16 protein-coding genes and 1 other RNA gene are annotated in these 18,518 nt (G+C 67.6%); 2 read left to right on the forward strand and 15 right to left on the reverse strand.

Annotated features, from left to right (window positions below; translation table 11 throughout):
- Positions 1-9: 9 nt before the first annotated feature.
- The 15 genes from ENJ19_02390 to rsmI all read right to left on the reverse strand — a co-directional run bounded on the left by ENJ19_02390 (position 10) and on the right by rsmI (position 16,178).
- The gene (locus ENJ19_02390) at positions 10-927 is read right to left on the reverse strand and encodes a D-alanine--D-alanine ligase (protein HHM04577.1); all 918 of its coding nucleotides are present in this window, start codon (positions 925-927) and stop codon (positions 10-12) included.
- A complete protein-coding gene (gene murB, locus ENJ19_02395; GenBank protein HHM04578.1) occupies positions 917-1,828 on the reverse strand; it encodes a UDP-N-acetylmuramate dehydrogenase in 912 nt (303 codons plus the stop codon). Before murB ends, ENJ19_02390 begins: the two co-directional genes overlap by 11 nt.
- Positions 1,828-3,222: a UDP-N-acetylmuramate--L-alanine ligase gene (locus tag ENJ19_02400; protein ID HHM04579.1), complete on the reverse strand. Its 1,395-nt coding sequence runs from the start codon at positions 3,220-3,222 to the stop codon at positions 1,828-1,830. Before ENJ19_02400 ends, murB begins: the two co-directional genes overlap by 1 nt.
- Before the next feature lie 31 nt (positions 3,223-3,253).
- Positions 3,254-4,327: an undecaprenyldiphospho-muramoylpentapeptide beta-N-acetylglucosaminyltransferase gene (gene murG, locus ENJ19_02405; GenBank protein ID HHM04580.1), complete on the reverse strand. Its 1,074-nt coding sequence runs from the start codon at positions 4,325-4,327 to the stop codon at positions 3,254-3,256.
- The gene (ftsW, locus tag ENJ19_02410; protein HHM04581.1) at positions 4,324-5,493 is read right to left on the reverse strand and encodes a putative lipid II flippase FtsW; all 1,170 of its coding nucleotides are present in this window, start codon (positions 5,491-5,493) and stop codon (positions 4,324-4,326) included. Before ftsW ends, murG begins: the two co-directional genes overlap by 4 nt.
- Positions 5,487-6,824: a UDP-N-acetylmuramoyl-L-alanine--D-glutamate ligase gene (locus ENJ19_02415; protein HHM04582.1), complete on the reverse strand. Its 1,338-nt coding sequence runs from the start codon at positions 6,822-6,824 to the stop codon at positions 5,487-5,489. The genes ftsW and ENJ19_02415 overlap by 7 nt, the downstream gene beginning before the upstream one ends.
- 41 nt (positions 6,825-6,865) lie before the next feature.
- The gene (locus tag ENJ19_02420; GenBank protein HHM04583.1) at positions 6,866-7,951 is read right to left on the reverse strand and encodes a phospho-N-acetylmuramoyl-pentapeptide-transferase; all 1,086 of its coding nucleotides are present in this window, start codon (positions 7,949-7,951) and stop codon (positions 6,866-6,868) included.
- 4 nt (positions 7,952-7,955) lie between these two features.
- Entirely contained in the window at positions 7,956-9,335 is a 1,380-nt protein-coding gene (locus tag ENJ19_02425) for a UDP-N-acetylmuramoyl-tripeptide--D-alanyl-D-alanine ligase (GenBank protein HHM04584.1), read from the reverse strand.
- On the reverse strand, positions 9,332-10,831 hold the full coding sequence (locus ENJ19_02430; protein HHM04585.1) for a UDP-N-acetylmuramoyl-L-alanyl-D-glutamate--2,6-diaminopimelate ligase: 1,500 nt from the start codon (positions 10,829-10,831) through the stop codon (positions 9,332-9,334). Before ENJ19_02430 ends, ENJ19_02425 begins: the two co-directional genes overlap by 4 nt.
- A gap of 2 nt (positions 10,832-10,833) precedes the next feature.
- A complete protein-coding gene (locus tag ENJ19_02435; GenBank protein ID HHM04586.1) occupies positions 10,834-12,510 on the reverse strand; it encodes a penicillin-binding protein 2 in 1,677 nt (558 codons plus the stop codon).
- 47 nt (positions 12,511-12,557) lie between these two features.
- A complete protein-coding gene (gene ftsL / locus ENJ19_02440; protein ID HHM04587.1) occupies positions 12,558-12,977 on the reverse strand; it encodes a cell division protein FtsL in 420 nt (139 codons plus the stop codon).
- A complete protein-coding gene (rsmH, locus tag ENJ19_02445; GenBank protein ID HHM04588.1) occupies positions 12,862-13,794 on the reverse strand; it encodes a 16S rRNA (cytosine(1402)-N(4))-methyltransferase RsmH in 933 nt (310 codons plus the stop codon). Before rsmH ends, ftsL begins: the two co-directional genes overlap by 116 nt.
- Positions 13,795-13,806: 12 nt before the next feature.
- On the reverse strand, positions 13,807-14,313 hold the full coding sequence (gene mraZ, locus ENJ19_02450; GenBank protein HHM04589.1) for a transcriptional regulator MraZ: 507 nt from the start codon (positions 14,311-14,313) through the stop codon (positions 13,807-13,809).
- Positions 14,314-14,920: 607 nt separating this feature from the next.
- An RNA gene (rnpB, locus tag ENJ19_02455) (RNase P RNA component class A) lies at positions 14,921-15,282 on the reverse strand.
- Between the two features lie 41 nt (positions 15,283-15,323).
- Positions 15,324-16,178, reverse strand: coding sequence for a 16S rRNA (cytidine(1402)-2'-O)-methyltransferase (rsmI, locus tag ENJ19_02460; GenBank protein HHM04590.1), 855 nt, complete (start codon positions 16,176-16,178; stop codon positions 15,324-15,326).
- Between the two features lie 242 nt (positions 16,179-16,420).
- Between rsmI and ENJ19_02465 the strand changes: the two genes are divergently transcribed.
- Both ENJ19_02465 and ENJ19_02470 read left to right on the forward strand, forming a co-directional pair.
- Positions 16,421-18,304 carry a penicillin-binding protein activator gene (locus ENJ19_02465; GenBank protein HHM04591.1) on the forward strand — a complete coding sequence of 628 codons (1,884 nt, stop codon included), beginning with the start codon at positions 16,421-16,423 and terminating at the stop codon, positions 18,302-18,304.
- The coding region (locus ENJ19_02470; GenBank protein ID HHM04592.1) for a YraN family protein at positions 18,304-18,518 on the forward strand (215 nt) is incomplete at its 3' end. The genes ENJ19_02465 and ENJ19_02470, both read left to right, overlap by 1 nt.

An 18,518-nucleotide genomic window follows, 5' to 3' on the forward strand; every position in this document is an offset into this window, starting at 1 on the left:
CCGCCACGGCTACACACTCGTCTCCAGAATGCGCCACACCAACTCGGGGAAATCCATCCCCCTCGCCTGGGCCGCCATGGGCACCAGGCTGTGATCCGTCATGCCGGGCACGGTGTTCACTTCCAGCAGCCAGGGCCGGCCCGCACCGTCCACCATAAAATCCACCCGGCCCCAGCCGGAGGCCGCCACGGCGTCGAAGGCCGCCAGACACAAGGCCGCGAATTCTCGTTCCTGCATCGGCGGCAGACCGGCGGGGCAGTGATAGCGGGTGTCATTGCGTTCATACTTGGCCGCGTAGTCGTAAAAAGGCGCCGCCGGTTCCAGGCGGATCAGGGGCAGCACCTCGCGCCCCAGCACCGCCGCGGTGTATTCCTCCCCCTCAATCCAGGGTTCGGCCATCACCGGACTGGCGAAGCGCGTCGCGGCCACGTAGGCGGGCAGCAGCTGCTCAGTGCGCGTCACTTTGGTGGTGCCCAGGCTGGAGCCCTCCAACGCCGGCTTCACCGCCATGGGCAGCCCCAGCTCCCCCGCCACCGCCGCGGCGTCAAAGCCCTCGCCCAGCACCCGCCACGGCGGCGTGGGCAAACCTCCCGCCAACCAGATTTGTTTGCAGCGCAGCTTGTCCATGGCCAGCGCGGAGCCCAGCACGCCGCTGCCGGTGTAGGGCAGACCCAGGGTCTCCAGCGCCCCCTGCACCGTGCCATCCTCGCCGCCGCGGCCGTGCAGCACGATGAAGGCCCGGTCGAAGCGGCCCGCCAGCAACTGCGGCACCAGATCCGCACCGGCGTCGATGCCGTGGGCATCCACACCTCGCGTGCGCAGGGCGGCCAGCACAGCCGCGCCGCTTTTCAGCGACACTTCGCGCTCCGCCGAGCGCCCGCCCAGGAGCACGGCAACTTTGCCGAAAACGGTGGGATCAGCAGCCATCGCCCGCCCCTTGCCGCGCACCCGTGATCACCACTTCCCGCTGCAGCGCGACGCCTTCCCGGGCGGCAACGGTGGCGGCCACGTACTCGATCAGGTCTTCGATGTCCGCCGCCGTGGCGGCGCCGGTATTGATGATGAAATTGGCGTGCTTATCCGCCACGCAGGCCCCGCCGACGCAATGGCCTTTCAGGCCGCAGGCCTCGATCAGGCGGGCGGCGTGATCCCCCGGCGGATTGCGAAACACCGAGCCGCAGGAGGGCAGGCCCACCGGCTGGCTGGCATTGCGGCGGGCCAGCAGGGCCTTCACCCGTTCCAAACTGGCCACGCCATCGCCGGGGCTGAAGCGGAAGCGGGCCGCCGCAAACCACTCTTCCGCCGGGCCCGCCACCGAACGGTAACCGACGGTGAAATCCGCCGGCGTGCGCGTGCGGCGCCGGCCGTGGCGGTCCAGCGTCTCCACCGCCTGCACGATGGACCAGGTCTCGCCGCCAAAGGCCCCGGCGTTCATGGCCAGGGCACCACCCACAGCGCCGGGAATGCCGGCTAAAAATTCCGCCCCCACCAGACCGTGGCGGGCGGCAAAGCGGGCCACTTTGTTGCAGGCCACACCCGCTTCGGCACGCACGCTGCGCCCGTCCAGCAAACTGAGCCCGGCCAGGGCCCCGGCGGTGGCGATGACGGTGCCGGGAAAACCACCGTCCCGCACCAGCAGATTACTGCCCAGACCCAGCCACAAGAGCGGCTCGTCCGCCGGCAGAGCGCGCAAAAACAGCGCCAAATCATCCAGATCCGCCGGCTCGTAGTACTGCCGCGCGGGGCCGCCCACCCGCCAGGTGGTGTGGCCGGCCAGGGGCTCGTCCCGCAGCAGGCGGCCGCGCAGGGCCATGTGCGGCGCGGCCATCACAGCGCACTCTCCCGGAGCTGCTCCGGCAACTTGGCCGCAGCGGCTCCGATATCTCCCGCCCCCAGGGTGAGCAGCACATCGCCGTCTTGCAGCACACCGCCCAGCACCTGGGGCAGTTCCGCCAGGGTCTCCACGAACACGGGATCGAGCTGAGCGCGGGCACGGATGGCCCGCGCCAGGGCACGGCCGTCGGCGCCGGGCAAAGGCGCCTCACCGGCGGGATACACCTCCAGCAGCACCAGGACATCCGCCTCCGACAGCACTCTGGCAAAGTCCTCAAACAGATCACGGGTGCGGCTGTAGCGATGAGGCTGAAAAGCCACCACCAGCCGCCGCTCCGGCCAGCCGCCGCGTAAGGCCCGGAAGGTGGCAGCGATTTCCCGGGGATGGTGGCCGTAGTCGTCCACCAACAGCACCCGGCCCGCGCGGGTCTGGTGCTCGCCGTTCAACTGAAAGCGCCGGCCGATGCCCTGGAACCGGGTCAGGCCGCTGCTGACGGCCGCATCGGCCACCCCCAGCTCCTGGGCCACGGCCACCGCCGCCAGGGCGTTTTGCACATTGTGGCGGCCGGGCAGGTTGACCGTCAGCGGCAGGAGCGGGCGCCCCTTGCGCTGCACGGTGAAGCTGGCGGTGGCGCCCTGTTGCCGCAAATCCACGGCCCGCACGTCCACCCCTTCCCCCAGGCCGTAGGTCAATACCGGCCGGGGCACGGCTTCCAGCAGGGTCTGGATGACGGGATCGTCGCCACACATCACCGCCAGGCCGTAGAAAGGCAGGCGGTAGAGAAATTCCACGAAGGTTTGTTGCAGGCGGGCAAAATCGCCGCCGTAGGTCTCCAGATGATCGGCGTCGATGTTGGTCACCACCGCCAACATGGGCGAGAGGTGCAGAAACGACGCATCGCTCTCGTCGGCCTCCGCCACCAGATAATCCCCCGCCCCCAGGCGGGCGTTGGCGCCGGCGCTGTTGAGGCGGCCACCGATGACGAAGGTGGGGTCCAGCCCGCCCTCGGCCAAGAGGCTGGCGATGAGGCTGGTGGTGGTGGTTTTGCCGTGGGTCCCGGCCACGGCAATGCCGTAGCGGAAGCGCATCAGTTCGGCCAGCATCTCCGCCCGCCGCACCACGGGCACGCGGCGCTGGTGGGCGGCGGCCACTTCCGGGTTGTCCGCACTCACGGCGCTGGAGATCACCACCACGTCGGCCTCGGCCACGTTGCGCGCCACATGCCCCAACGTCACGGCGATGCCCAGGCCGGCCAGGCGCCGGGTCAGGGCATTGTCGCGCAAATCAGAACCGCTCACCCGATAACCCAGGTTGTGCAGCACTTCGGCGATGCCGCCCATGCCCACCCCGCCGATGCCGACGAAATGTACCCGGCGGATGCGGCCCATGCGGCGGCCGGCCGTGGGGGCGTGAATGACCTCAGGCACCACGGGCCACCTCCAGGCACTGCTTCGCCACCTGTTCGGCCGCATCGACCCGTGCCAGGCGCCGGGCGGCCCCGGCCATCGCCAGCAACCGGCTGCGGTCCGCGCCCCAGCCGCTTAAAATTTCGCGCAAACCCACGGCACTCAGATCCGCCTGGGGGACGACCACGGCGGCCCCGGCCGCGGCGAGGTGGTCAGCATTGCGGCTCTGGTGGTCATCCACCGCAAAGGGATAGGGCACCAGGACGGCACCCAGCCCCGCCGCCGCCAGTTCACTCACCGTGAGGGCCCCGGCGCGGCAGATCACCAGATCGGCCCAGCCGTAGGCCGCGGCCATGTCCTCGATGAAGGGCTCGATGCGCGCCGCCACCCCGGCGGCCTCATAGGCCGCGCGGGTGTCCTCCAGATGGCGTTTGCCGCTCTGGTGCCACACCTCTGGCCGCCGGCTCAGCCCCGCCAGGGCCTGTGGCACCAAGGCGTTGAGCGCCCCCGCCCCCTGACTGCCACCCAGCACCAACACGCGCACCGCTCCGGCGCGGTCGGCGAAACGCTGCGCCGGGGGCGGCAGGCTGGCGATGGCCGTGCGCACCGGATTACCCGTCACCACGGCGTGGCGGCGGTGTGGGAAGGTGCCGGGGAAAGCCTCGAACACCCGCCGGGCCAGCGGCGCCAGGAGGCGGTTGGTCAAACCGGCGACGGCGTTCTGCTCGTGAATGAGCAGGGGCTTGCACCACAGCTTCGCGGCCAGGCCGCCGGGACCGGTGACAAAACCGCCCATGCCCAACACCACTGCCGGTCGCCGCTGAAATATCACCCGGGTCACCTGCGCCACGGCCACGGCGAGCTTGACAGGCGCCGCGGCCCACGCGGCGAGACCCTTGCCCCGCAGGCCGCCGATACTGATCCAGTCCAGGGGAAAACCCGCTTTGGGCACCAGCTCCGCCTCCAGGCCCCGCCGGGTGCCCAGCCAGCGCACCTCGGCGCCCCGTGCCCGCAGGGCCTCGGCCACCGCCAGGGCGGGAAACACGTGCCCGCCGGTGCCCCCCGCCATGATCAGCACCGTGGTCATACGCCCCCCCGCAAGGCGGGAAAGCGGGTTTCCCGGTCCACCCTGAGCACCAACGCCACGGCGATGAGGGTAATGAGCAAACTGGAACCGCCGTAGCTCATCAGCGGCAAGGTAATACCCTTGGTGGGCAACAGGCCCATGTTCACCCCCATGTTGACAAAGGCCTGCAGACCCAGCCAGATGCCGACACCATAGGCCAGGAAGGCGCCGAAGTGCTGCCCGGCCTGCTCCGCCCGGCGGGCGATCATACCCATGCGCCACACCAGGAGGGCATAGAGCACGATGACCGTGGCAGTGCCCAGAAGGCCCAGTTCCTCTCCCAGCACGGCGAAAAGAAAATCCGTCTCCGCCTCGGGCAGGTAGAGCATTTTCTGCACCGACTCGCCCAGGCCCGCTCCCAGGAGTTCGCCCCGACCGAAGGCCACTTCGGACTGGATGAGCTGATAACCGTCCCCTGCCGCATCGGCCCGGGGATCAAGAAAGGCCAGCACGCGGCTGAGCCGCTCCGGGTTGGCCATAACCAGCCCGGCGAAAATGGCACCGGCGCCGGCCAGCGTCCCGCCAAAGGGCACCAGGTGCACCCCCCCCAGAAACAGCAATCCCAGGGCCGTCGCGGTGATCACGGCAAAGGCGCCGTAATCGGGCTCCAACACCAACAGCAGGCCCACCACACCCACCACGAGCATGGGCTTGAGAAAGCCCGCCGCCGTCTCCCTGACCGCCTGGCCGTGGCGCACCAGGTAGCCGGCCAGGTAGACAATGAGCAGCAGTTTCGCCAGTTCCGAGGGCTGAAAGTTAAACAGGCCCAGGGACAACCAGCGGGTACTGCCCTTGGTCAGTTCCCCCACCACCAGCACCAGCACCAGCAAGGCCATGGCCAGCAGCAGCAATACCACGCCGAGACGCGACCACAGCCGCAAGGGGCAGTGCACCACCGCCACCGCCACCACCACCGCCAGCAAGGCAAACAAAAGCTGGCGCAGAAACAGATGAAACGGGCCGTGCCCTTCCGCCGCCATCAGGGCCATGGAGGCCGAGGCCAGCATCACCAGACCCAGCAACAACAGGGCCAGCACCAGACCGCTCACCCAGGGATCCACCCAGGCCTCCGAGCCGGGGCGGGAGCGGGGCGGGACGGCGCGGGATGTCAAGACGGCGTTTAACATTGCAGCCGCCTGATCACCGCCGCGGCGAAGGCCCGGCCGCGGGCCTCGAAGCCATCAAACATGTCGAAGCTGGCACAGGCGGGCGACAGCAACACCGTATCACCGGGCTGCGCCTGCCGGGCCGCGGCGGCCACGGCGCCGTCCATGTCCTGGACCCGCACCACGGGAACCACCCCGGCCAGCGCCGCTTCCACGCGCCGGGCATCGCGGCCCAGCAGAATCACGGCCCGGGCCTTTTCCCGCACCGCCTCTTTGAGCGGCGTAAAGTCCTGCCCCTTGCCCAGACCGCCGGCGATGAGCACGATGGGACCGGGCAGGCCGGCCAGCGCCGCCAGGGCAGCGCCCACATTGGTGGCCTTGGAATCGTCGAACCACTGCACCCCGTCCCGCTCCGCCACCCACTGGCTGCGGTGGGGCAGGCCGCAAAAACACCTGAGCGCCTCCAGCATGGCCTCCAGAGGCAGTTGCAGCGCCGTGCCCAAAGCCAGGGCGGCCAGGGCGTTGGCCGTGTTGTGGCGCCCCTTGATGCGCAGCTCTGCCGCCGCCATGAGCAGCCGCTCCCCCTGGGCCAGCCAAGGGCGACCGTGGCACTGGCGCAGGCCAAAGGCCCCCGCTGCCGGCGCGCCCAAGGTGAACGTGAGGGTACGGCGCCAGGGCGTGGCCAGGGCGCGCACGGCAGGGTCATCGGCATTGATGACCATCACGCCGCCACCGCGATAAATGCGGGCCTTGGCGGCACTATAGGCCGCCACGTCGGGGTAGCGGTCCAAGTGGTCGGGGCTGATGTTGAGCACCGCCGCCGTGGCGGCATCGAGGGAAGCGGTGGTCTCCAGCTGAAAACTGGACAGCTCCAGCACATAGAGATCCGGCTCCCGCTCCTGCAGCAGGGACAAGGCGGGGGTGCCAATATTGCCCCCCACGCGCACATCCCGGCCGGCGGTCCGCGCCATCTCCCCCAGCAAGGCGGTGACTGTACTCTTGCCGTTGGAGCCGGTGATGGCCGCGACGGGCGCCCGGGCCACGCGGGCGAACAGCTCGATGTCGCCCACGATCTCCACCCCCCGCTGGCGGGCCGCCTTGACGACGCTCTCTTCCGCCGACACGCCGGGGCTTAAAATCAGGCGCCGGGCGCGCCAGAACACCATGGGGTCGAAGCCGCCGAGGAACAGAGGCGCGGCGGGAAAAGCCGCCCTGAACGCCGCCAGGGCCGGCGGCTGGGGGCGGCTGTCGATCACCGCGAAGGGCTCGCCGCGGCGGGCAAAGTGTTCCGCGCAGGCCAGGCCCGTCCGGCCCAGACCGACGATGAGATTGGCTATGGACGGTTCTGCCATGATGCGGGGTGCCTGTTGCGCTGCCGTGGTCACCATCTGCCCTACCGGATTTTGAGGCTGGCCAGCCCCACCAAGACCAAAATCACGGTAATGATCCAAAAACGCACGATGACCCGCGGCTCCGGCCAGCCCTGCAATTCAAAGTGATGATGCAAGGGCGCCATGCGGAAGATGCGCTTGCCCGTAAGCTTGAACGAGGCCACCTGCAGCATCACCGACAAGGTCTCCATCACGAACACCCCGCCCATGATCAGCAGCACGATTTCCTGGCGCACCACAATGGCCAGCGTGCCCAGGGCCGCCCCCAGCGCCAGGGCGCCAATGTCGCCCATGAACACCTGGGCCGGGTAGGCGTTGAACCACAGAAAACCCAGGCCCGCTCCCACCAGGGCGCCGCAGAGCACCACCACTTCCCCCGCCCCCGGCACGTAGGGGATGCCGAGATAGCCGGCGAATTTCACATTGCCGGTGGCGTAGGCGAAAATCCCCAGGGCCCCGGCCACCAGCACCGTGGGCATGATGGCCAGCCCGTCCAGGCCGTCGGTGAGGTTCACCGCGTTGCTGAAACCCACGATCATCAGGTAGCTGAGCAGCACAAATCCCACCAGCCCCAGTTCCACCGCCACGTCTTTCACGAAAGGCAGAATGAGCCGGGTCTCCACCGCCGTCTCGGCGGTGAAATACAGCACCAGGGCGGCGGCCAGGCCGATGAGGGACTGCCACAGGTATTTTTCCCGGGCGGTGAGGCCTCTTGAGTCTTTCAGGGCCAGCTTGCGGTAATCGTCCACCCAGCCCACAGCGCCGAACAGCAAGGTGACGATGAGCACGATCCACACGTAGCGGTTGGACAAATCCGCCCACAGCAAGGTGGCCACGGCAATGGCCACCAGGATCAAGGCCCCGCCCATGGTGGGGGTGCCGGCTTTTTGCTGGTGGCTTTCCGGGCCCAGATCGCGGATGGGCTGGCCCATGTTGAAGCGGGTGAGACGGCGGATCATGCCGGGCCCGAAGACGAAGCAAAACACCAGTGCGGTGAGCACGCCCAGAATGGCCCGCAGGGTCAGGTACTGAAATACGTTGAAGCCGCTGTGAAAACGGGCGAGCCACTCGGTGAGGTAGAGCAACATGGCGCTAGGGCTCCTCTGCCGGCGTCAACGCCGCAACGATCTGTTCCATCCCGGCCCGGCGCGAGCCCTTCACCAGGATGGACAGGGGCAGATGACCGGCACCGTCGAGCCGCTCCCGCAAGGCCGCCAGCAGCGCGTCTTTGTGGGGAAAATGGACGCCGCCCGGGCCAAAGCGCTCGCCGGCCAGGCGGCTGAAAGCCCCCACGGTGTACACCTCGTCCACATCCAGCAGGCGCGCCCGGTCGCCCGCCGTGGCGTGCCAGTCCGCCGCGGCATCCCCCAACTCGCCCATATCACCCAGCACCAGGATGCGGCGGCCGGGCATTTCCCTGAGCACCCTGAGGGCGGCGTCCAGGGAAGCGGGATTGGCGTTGTAGGTGTCATCCACGACGGTGACGCCGCGGCGCAAGGTGATGGGAAACATGCGTCCCGGCAGGGGCCTGAGGGCGAGCAGGCCCTTGTACACGTGCTCCACGTCCAGCCCCACCCCCAGCGCCACGGCGGCGGCGGCCACCGCGTTGCTCACGTTGTGGGCGCCGAGCAGGGTCGTGCGCAGGGTGTAACGGCCCCGGGGGGTCATGAGTTCGAAAGCCATGCGGGTCTCGGGCTCGAACTCGATGCGCAAAGAAGCCGGCATGGCGTGCACATCCCCCTGGCCGTGGACGGAAAAAGACACCGCCCGCCGGTTTCCGATCAGCTCTCGCCACAGGGGCGCGAACTCATCGTCCAGGTTGTACACCGCCAGGCCATCCCCGGGCAGGGCGCTGAACAACTCGCCCTTGGCCCGGGCCACCCCTTCCAGCGTGCCGAAACCTTCCAGGTGGGCCGGCGCGGCATTGGTGACCACGGCGGCCGTGGGCCGCGCCAGGCCCGCCAGAGCGGCGATTTCACCGGGGTGATTGGCGCCCATTTCGATCACCGCATAACGGTGTTCCCCACCAAGACCAAACAAGGTCAGGGGCACACCGATGTCATTGTTCAGATTGCCGGCAGTGGCCAGGGCCGGCCCGGCGGCGGCAAACATGGCCGCCAGCATCTCCTTGACCGTGGTTTTGCCGTTGCTGCCGGTCACCCCCACCACGGGCAGGACAAAACGGGCCCGCCAGGCGGCGGCCAGGGCACCCAGGGCGGCGCGGGTGTCAGCCACCTGCACGCAGGGCAGGCCGGCCACCGGGGCAGCGCTTTGCAGGGCCGCGGCGGCGCCGCATTCCCGCGCCCGGGTGAGAAACGCGTGGCCGTCGAAGTTGGGCCCCTTGAGGGCCACGTAGAGCTGGCCCGGCGCCAGGGTGCGGGTGTCGGTGCTGACGCCGGTAAAGGCGGCATCGGCGCCATGACGCGTCCCACCCACGGCAGCGGCCACCTCGGCCAGGGTCCAGGCGATCATCTGCACCCCTCCGTCAGGCAGCGCGCCGCCCAGGTGCGGTCACAAAAGGCCGTGGCGCCCGTGGCAAGCACTTGTTCACGCTCGTGACCCTTGCCGGCGATGAGGACGGCGTCCCCGGCCCCCGCCCGGCCGATGGCCTCGCGGATGGCGGCGTCGCGGGCGTGGATCACCGGCACTGCGCGCGGCGCCATGCCGGCCAGGATGTCCGCCGCGATGGCGGCGGGATCTTCGCTGCGGGGATTGTCGTCGGTAACAATGACGCGGTCCGCCAGGCGCGCGGCAATGCCGCCCATCAGCGGCCGCTTGCCCCGGTCCCGCTCGCCGCCGCAGCCGAACACGCACCACAGGCGGCCGGACACGTGGGGCCGGAGACTGCTCAGGGCCTGCTCCAGGGCATCGGGGGTGTGGGCATAGTCCACCACCACCAGCGGCCGGCCGGCGGCGGCGATCACCTCCATGCGCCCCGGCACGGGGCGCAGCCGGGCCACCCGCTCCAGGATGGTGGAAAGCGTCCAACCTTCAGCCAGCGCGGTGGCGATAACAGCCAGGACGTTGGCGGCGTTGAAGCGGCCCAGCAGGGGCACGGTCACCCGCCCCTCTCCCCAGGGCCCTTCCACTTGCAGTTCGAAACCGTGCGGTGCGTATTTTTGCACCTGGCCCCGCAAATGGGGAACGGTAGCGGCCACGGCCGGACCCAAACCGTAACTGACCGCCGCCACCCCCGGCCGCTCGGTGGCGAGGATAGTGCGGCCGTAGCGGTCATCGCCATTCACCACGGCGTAGCGCAGGGCAGGAAGATTGAACAGGCGTTGTTTGGCCAAGGCATAGGCCGCCATGTCGCCATGATAGTCCAGGTGGTCGCGGGACAGGTTAGTGAATACGGCCCCGCGAAAGGCCACCCCCTCCACCCGCCCCTGATCCAGCGCGTGGCTGGAGACTTCCATGGCCAGGCGCTGCACCCCCTGGGCGCGCAATTCCGCCAGCCGGGCCTGGAGAGAGATCGGATCGGGGGTGGTGTGACGGCTGCTGTGCAAGCGCTCCAGCGTGCCGCTGCCCAAGGTGCCCACCACGGCGCAGCGCGCCCCGGGCTCGTCCAGGACCTGGGCGAGGAAGTGACTGCAGGAGGTTTTGCCGTTGGTGCCGGTGATGCCGATCACGTTCAGCTCGCGGGAGGGCTGGCCGTAAAACCGCGCGGCAAGGGCACCGACCCGGCGGCCGAGATCCACCACCGGCACCAGGGGCACGGGGCTGTCCGACGAGACCGGGCAGGCCGCGTCGTAACACACGGCGGCGGCGCCCCGGGCCAGGGCGGCGGGAATGAAGTCGTGCCCCCGGGCGGCGCGGCCAAGGCAGGCAAAAAACAAATCACCGGCCTGCACCCGGCGGCTGTCCAGCGACAGGCCGGCGACGGGCACATCGGCCTGCGGCGGGGGCAGGGCCACACCGGCCAGCAGGGGCCGCAGGGTCCAGCGGGCGGCCCGGTACGATGCGGCCATCATCAAAGCCCCCTTCCGGCCACGCGCCGACCTGCCAGGGTGGACAGGTTGTCGGGGGGGATGTCCAGGATGCGCAACGCCCCCTCCATCACCCTGGCGAACACCGGCGCCGCCACCAAGCCACCGTAGTAGTCGTCACTGCGGGGGTTGTCAATGACCACCACCGTGGCCAGGCGCGGCTGGCTGGCAGGAACCAGGCCGGCGAACAGGGCCCAGTATTTGTCTTCGGCATAAACACCGTGCTCCACCTGGCGTACGGTGCCGGTTTTTCCCGCCACCCGGTAGCCGGGCACGGCGGCACGCACCGCCGTGCCACCCTCGGCGACCACAGACTCCAGCATGTGCACCACGGTGGCGGCGGTGCGCGGGCTCATCACCCGCCGGCCCAGGGGAGTGTGGTCCACCGCCAGAAAAGACACGGGCTTGATGACACCACCGGCGCCCAGGACGGCGTAGGCCCGGGCCAGCTGCAGGGCAGACACGGCCACGCCATAGCCAAAGGAAAAGGTGGCATGGTCAATGGGGTACCAGTCGCGGAAGTGCGACATGCGCCCCACGGCCTCACCGGGAAAGCCGCTCTCCGGCGCGGCCCCGAAGCCCACGGCCCGGAAGAAGCGCCACAGGGTCTCGCGGGGCATCTGCCGGGCGATTTTGGCCGCCCCGATATTGCTGGATTTTTGCAACACGGTGGTCACGTCAATCACCCCCAGGTCGCGGCCGTCGCGCACGGTCTGGCCACCCACCCGGTAGACGCCGGAACGGGCGTCGATCAGCGTGTCGGGGCGAACCACTCCCGCCTCCAGGGCGGCGGCCACCGTAAACGGTTTGACCGTGGAACCGGGCTCAAACACATCGGTCAGCGCCCGGTTGCGCAGCTTGTCGTGGTCGGGCCGGCCTTTTTTATCCACCATGGTGGCGCGATTGTTGGGGTTGAAGCTGGGCTGGTTGACCATGGCCAGAATCTCACCCGTGACCACATCAAGAATCACCAGCGCGCCGGCGCTGGCCCGGTGCCGCCTCACCGCCGCTTTCAGCTCGCGGTAAGCCAGGTATTGCAGCCGCTGGTCCAGCGCCAGCATCAGCGTCTCCCCCTGGCGGCCGGCCTTGTTCTGGCCGACGATGTCGATGACCCGCCCCTTGCGGTCGCGCATCACCGCCATTTCGCCGGCTTCGCTGTGCAGGCGTTGTTCAAACATGCGCTCCAGCCCGGCCAGCCCCTGGCCATCGATGTTGGTGTAACCCACTGTGTGGGCGAAAACCTCGGCGGCGGGGTAATAGCGCCGGTCTTGGTATTCCAGACGCACGCCGGGAGCGCCCACCGCCAGCACCGCGTCCGCCACCCCGGGCAACACCGGACGCTTCAAATACCAAAATTCGGCCCCGGCCGGCGCCTTGCGCAGCCGGGCGGCAAGTTGCGCCCGGCTCATGCCCAGGGCCCGGGCCAGCTCGCCCCAGGTCTCGGGCGCGGTGCGCAGTTTACGGGGGTCGGCCACGACGCTGGGGATGGGCGCGCTAACGGCCAGAGGCTCACCGTTGCGGTCAACGATATTGCCGCGGTGGGCCGGCACCACCACTTTGCCCAGAAACTTGCCCTCCCGTTGCAAGGCCTCGGCGTGGTACCCCTGCAGATAGACCGCCCGCGCCAGGAGCACAGCCGCAGCCACGCCCACCAGGGCCATGAAACACCAGCGGCGCCAGGGATAGACAGGTAGATCGGCTGCACGGTTCATGGGCGGACAATCACGATTTGCTCAGGCCGCGGCGGCGCCATACGCAACGTGGTGCGGGCCTCGGTTTCGATATTTTGATAGGCCTCGCTGGTACTGCGCTCCAGTTGCAGACGCTGCCACTCCACGTCCATGGCGCGCTGCTCCTTGCGCAGGCCGTACAAGGCATTCAACAGCTGGCGGCCCTGGTAGGCGCTGTACACGGCCGCCAGCGCGGACAGGCAAGTGCCCAGCACCAAGGCGGCGATCAGCACGCCCCGCCACCGGTTCGCAGGGCCTGTTTTCATCACTCCCGCCGCCACCTTACAGCTTCTCCACCACCCGCAAGACGGCGCTGCGGGCCCTGGGATTGCGCGCCAGCTCCTCCCCGCCGGGACGCCGGGCTTTGCCGACCAGGCGCACCAGGGGCTTGAAGGCATCGGCCCGTACCGGCAGGCCGCGGGGAAAGTCGCCGCCACGCGCCTGCTCGCGAAAAAACCGCTTCACCATGCGGTCTTCCAGGGAATGAAAACTGATCACGGCCAGGCGGCCACCCGGCGCCAGCACCTTCACGGCCTGGGGCAGGCAGGCCTCCAGCTCATCCAGCTCACCGTTGATATAAATGCGAATGGCCTGGAACGCCCGGGTGGCGGGGTGTTTGCCTTCCTCCCAGGCAGGGTGAGCCGCCGCAAGCACTCCGGCCAGGCGGCCCGTGGTCACAATGGGGGCCTCGGCGCGCGCCGCGACGATGGCTTTGGCCAGGCGGCGGGCGTAGCGTTCTTCGCCATAGACTTTGAGCACGCGGGCGATCTCCGACTCGCAGGCCGCGGCCAGCCATTGGGCGGCGCTCAGCCCCACGGCCGGGTCCATGCGCATATCCAAAGGCCCGTCGCGCAAAAAACTGAACCCCCGCGCCGGGTCGTCCAATTGGGGCGAGGACACGCCGAGATCCAGCACCAGCCCATTGACTTTGCCGACCACTGCCTGTTCCGCCAGAAGAGAACCCAACATGACAAACGCACCCTTGAAAACAACGAAGCGGCGATCCCTCGCCTGCCGCTCCATGGCCACCTGCACCGCCTCGGGATCCTTGTCCAGAGCGATGAGGCGTCCTTTGCTTCCCAGCTTTTGCAGAATGGCTTCCGCGTGCCCCCCGCGCCCAAAGGTGGCATCCACATAGATGCCGTCGGGGCGAATCTGCAAAGCGTCCATCACCTCGTCCAACAGGACGGCTTGATGGGGATACGTTGTGGACATAGGCCTTACGCGTCAGAAGTTCAGAGTGTGCAATTCAGGCGGCAAGGGCTTGGTTTTGAGCTCTTGCTTCCATCTTTCCCTCTTGGCTTCCCAGCGTGCTTTATCCCACAGTTCTAGTTTTTTACCTTGGCCGATCAGCAGAACCTGCTTGCCCAGTTCCGCCTGTTCACGCAAGTGTGGCGGTATAGTCATACGGCCCGCACTGTCGAATTCGATCTCCTGCGCGCCGCCAATCAAGTGGCGCTGCAAATCCTGTATGTCTTCCCGGAAAGGAAGCGTCATGACTTTTTCCTGGAACTGGACCCACACCGGCACGGGGAAAATCACCAGGCACTCATCCCGTATGTCGGGATTGATCACAATCTTTCCTTCAGAACCGGTCTCCAGCACCTCGCGGTGTCGCGCGGGCATGGCCACCCGCCCCTTGCTGTCCAGATTCAGGGGGCTGGTACCGAGAAAATTAAATGTAATGGCGTCATCGGCCACAGCACCACCCAAATTTGGGAATTTGCCCCACAATCAGACACCAAGCAACACTTATCGACAGTCTAGGAGCTGACAGCCGCCACTGTCAAGAATTTTTACGGTCCCGCAACGGCGAATTCTGCTTGCACCACAGGAACTTAGCGGCGGAAGCGGGGAAATGGGCGGACAAAATCTTTGTCCTAAAAATCATCCACTTGAGGACGGAATCTTACGGGTGGGATTAAGTTTCGGCGAAAACTTTACATCAATCGGCACGGGTGGCGGTGTAAAATAATGTTACCGGGCGAGAAAATCGGGAAGGACATTGGAACAACAGACCGTGGTACGTGGTGAAGCACGAAGCGCATCGATCGAATCGGGGCGATTAGCCGTATTCTTTAAGTTCAAGGCCCGGATTTGAGGCCGGACAAATTCGGGCCTGACCCAATACCCAGCGGGCGCGTGGAAGAAGGTGACACCTGCATCTGAAATCCGTTGATCTGATCATCCCGCTGGTGAATACCGACCAGAACGTGATCAACGCGCCGTAAAGAAAGAGCAAAGGGCTCCTTGGAAAATCTGCACGCGCCTTTCGGCCTGAGAAAATTGCTGGGCGAGAAAAGGGCTGCGACCCCTTTTCCCACCCCTCTTTCTTCACAAAAAAAAGAGCCGGCCTGTAAGCCGGGTTCTGTCGGGGACAGTCATTCATCTGGGATGCACGTCACCGCGCACCTCATGCGACCTACCCGGGAGCGATGCGGGCGACATCATGGCTCCTCTATTTGGTCTTGCTCCGAGTGGGGTTTACCCTGCCGCGAGGTGTTGCCACCCGCGCGGTGCGCTCTTACCGCACCATTTCACCCTTACCTGTCGCCGGCATTGCCGCCGGCGCCATCGGCGGTATCTTTTCTGTGGCACTTTCCGTCGGCTCACGCCGCCCAGGCGTTACCTGGCACTCTGCCCTGTGGAGCCCGGACTTTCCTCCCCAGGCGCGGGGCCTGGCGCGACTGTCCGGCCGGCTCTTGGAAACAAGCTACAGGCTTTTCGCCTGTCGGTGCAAGCTTTTATTCGTCATCTGGGGGATTGGACAACAGGTGACGGTAAAGCGCGTTCTTTTTGTAACCGGTGATTCTGGCCGCCAGGGCGGCGGCCTGGCTGGCGGGCAGGGCTTGGGCCAACTCATTCAGCACGTTCAGCGTGGCGGCAGGGATTTCATCGCCTTTGGGCGGCGGCGCGCCACCTGCCACCAACACGCACTCGCCCCTGCCTTGCTCGGGCCGGGCCGCCACCCAATCGCGCAAGCCCGCTGCAGTGTCGCTTTGCACGGTTTCGAAGCGCTTGGTGAGTTCCCGGGCGAGCACGAGCGACCGGTCCGCGCCAAAAATGTCGGCCATGTCCCCCAAACATTCCACCAAGCGCCGCCCCGCTTCAAAAAACACCAGCGTGCGGGCTTCGTCCCGCAAAGCCTCCAAAACGCGCCGGCGGGCACCGGCTTTGGCGGGTAAAAAGCCTTCGAACACAAAGCGATCAGTGGGCAGACCCGCCACCGAGAGGGCAGCCATCACAGCGCTGGGGCCGGGAACGGAAACCACTTCCACCCCGGCCTCCCGCGCCGCCCGCACCAGATGGAAACCGGGATCGCTGACCAGCGGCGTGCCGGCGTCGCTGATGAGGGCCACCGATTCCCCCGCCTGCAGGCGCCGGACCAAACGGGGCGCAAGCCGGCGCTCCACATGATCATGATAGGCCACCATGGGCGTGTCGATGCCGAAATGGCGCAGCAGGGGGGCGCTGTGGCGGGTGTCCTCGGCCGCGATCAGCGCCACAGTCTGCAAGATCTCAACGGCCCGCGGACTCATGTCCCCGAGGTTGCCGATGGGGGTGGCGACGATGTACAGGCGCCCGCAATCATTCGCCATAGCGACTCAGCCCTTGAAAGTGGCGCGATTCCGCGCCGCCCCAGAATTCACAGCCCCTTCGCGCGGCGGGCATTCCCCTCCCTCTCACTCAACCCCGAGCTTCGGCCACGGCAAAGCTCACCTGCAAACGGGACCCAGGTACCCAGCCGCATTGACAGAAGGCGGTGGGCTAAAGATACTGTGGCCTTACCGCTTAAGGACAAGCTCAGCCTGCATTGGTCAGGGCCCGCCATCTTAACACCATGCCCCTGGGACACCCAATCAAGAGTCACCGCCTGACCACCGCCCTGCTGTTGGCATTACTGGCCGCCTGCGCCACAGCGCCACCGCCGCCGCCCCCCCCGACACCGGTCAGCGAGCTTAAGGCCCAGGCCGAAGCCGCGCGGGCCGCCAAACAGTATTCCCAGGCCGCCCTCATTTACCAGAAGCTGGCACTCAGGGTCAGCGGGGAGGACCGGCAGCAGTTCCTGCTGAACGCGGCCCAGGCTTATCTGGACGGCCAGCGGACGGGAGAGGCCGGCAAGGTGCTGCAATCCCTGGTGCCGCAAAAGCTGAGCGACCGCAAACTGGACCGCTATGTGCTGTTGCAGGCGCGGCTGGCGCTGTTGGAACAGCGCTACCAGGATGTGCCCCGGCTGCTCCAGCCGGTTTTGCGGGACGACACCCCCGCCGCGGACCGGGCCCAGATTCATTTGCTCAGGGCCCAGGCTTATGCCCGCCTGGGTCACAACATCGAGGCAGTGCGCGAGCGGGTGGCCCTGGAACCGCTGCTGACGGACCCGGCTTTTGCCGAACACAACCGCACCCAGGTCTGGGCCCTGCTGGGCCGCCTCAGCACCCAGGCGCTGGAGATTTTGCGTACCGCCCCGCCGCCCGACCCCTTGAGCGGCTGGCTGGAAGTGGCCCTGATCGCCCGCACCACGCCGGACCTCAGCCTGGGGCCGGCCCTGGATGCCTGGCGTGCCCGCTACCCCGGTCACTCCGCCGCCAAATCCCGTTTTTTCGCCGAGCTGGAAGCCCGCCAGCCCCCGGTCTTGCCGCAACCGGGGCAAATTGCCGTGCTGCTGCCCATGAGCGGCCCTTACGGCAAGGTGGCCAGCGCCGTGCGGGACGGTTTTCTCGCCGCCTATTTCGCCCGCCCCAACCCTGACTACCAGCCGTTAATCCGCTTTTATGACACCGGCGCCCCGGGCGCGGACATCAAAGCCCTGTACAAGCAGGCCTTGCTGGAGGGTGCCCAGTACGTGGTCGGCCCCTTGAACAAAGACAAAGTCAGCGCCCTTAAGGCCGGCGGCGACATTCCCGTCCCCACCCTGGCGCTGAACTACAGCGAAGACGACCCGGGGCTGCCGCCGAAACATTTCTTCCAGTTCGGCCTGGCGCCGGAAGACGAGGCCCGCCAGATCGCCGAGCGCGCCTGGTTGCAGGGCTACAGCCGCGCCCTGGCCTTCTACCCCCGGGGCGAATGGGGCGAGCGGGTGTATGCCGCCTTCGCGGCGCACTGGCAAAATCTGGGTGGCACGGTATTGAAGGCCCGCAACTATCCGCCCCGGGAAAGCGATTTCTCCGCCCCCCTGCGCGACCTGCTGGGGGTAAGCGCCAGCGAAAAGCGGGCCCGGCAATTGCGGCGGGTGCTGGGCGAAAAACTGGAATTCCAGGCCCGGCGCCGCAAAGACGTGGACTTTATCTTTCTCACCGCCCTGCCACGCCAGGCGCGCCTGATCCGGCCGCAACTCAAATTCTTTTACGCCGGCGATGTACCGGTGCTGGCCACATCCCATGTCTACGCCGGCAGCGAGAACCCTGCACTGGACCGCGATATGGACGGCGTGCTCTTCACTGATATCCCCTGGCTGCTCAGCGGCGACCCGGTACGCACCAGCGTGGAAGCCGCCTGGCCCGACGCCGGCGGCCTGGCCCGCTTGTACGCCCTGGGGGCCGACGCCTACCGCCTGCTGCCCCTGCTGCAACAACTGCGGACCCAGCCGCTCAGCGAAGTGGCCGGCGCCACCGGCCGGCTGAGCCTGGACGAGCGGCAACACCTGCACCGCACCCTGGTGTGGGCCCGCTTTCAGGACGGCAGACCGGCCCCCGCGCCGCTGGACACCACCCCGGAAACTCCGTGATGACGCGCTTCCCCCTGAACCAGCAACGGGGCCGCCGGGCGGAAGAGGACGCCCACCGCTACCTGTGTGAGCGGGGCCTGACACCGGTGATGCGCAATTTCCGCTGCCGGGTGGGTGAAATTGATCTCATCATGCGCGACGGCCGGCACCTGGTGTTTGTGGAAGTGCGCTACCGTCGCCGCAGCGACTTCGGCGACGGCGCCGACAGCGTGGA

The sequence above is a fragment of the Gammaproteobacteria bacterium genome, from assembly GCA_011375345.1.
Lineage (GTDB): Bacteria > Pseudomonadota > Gammaproteobacteria > DRLM01 > DRLM01 > DRLM01.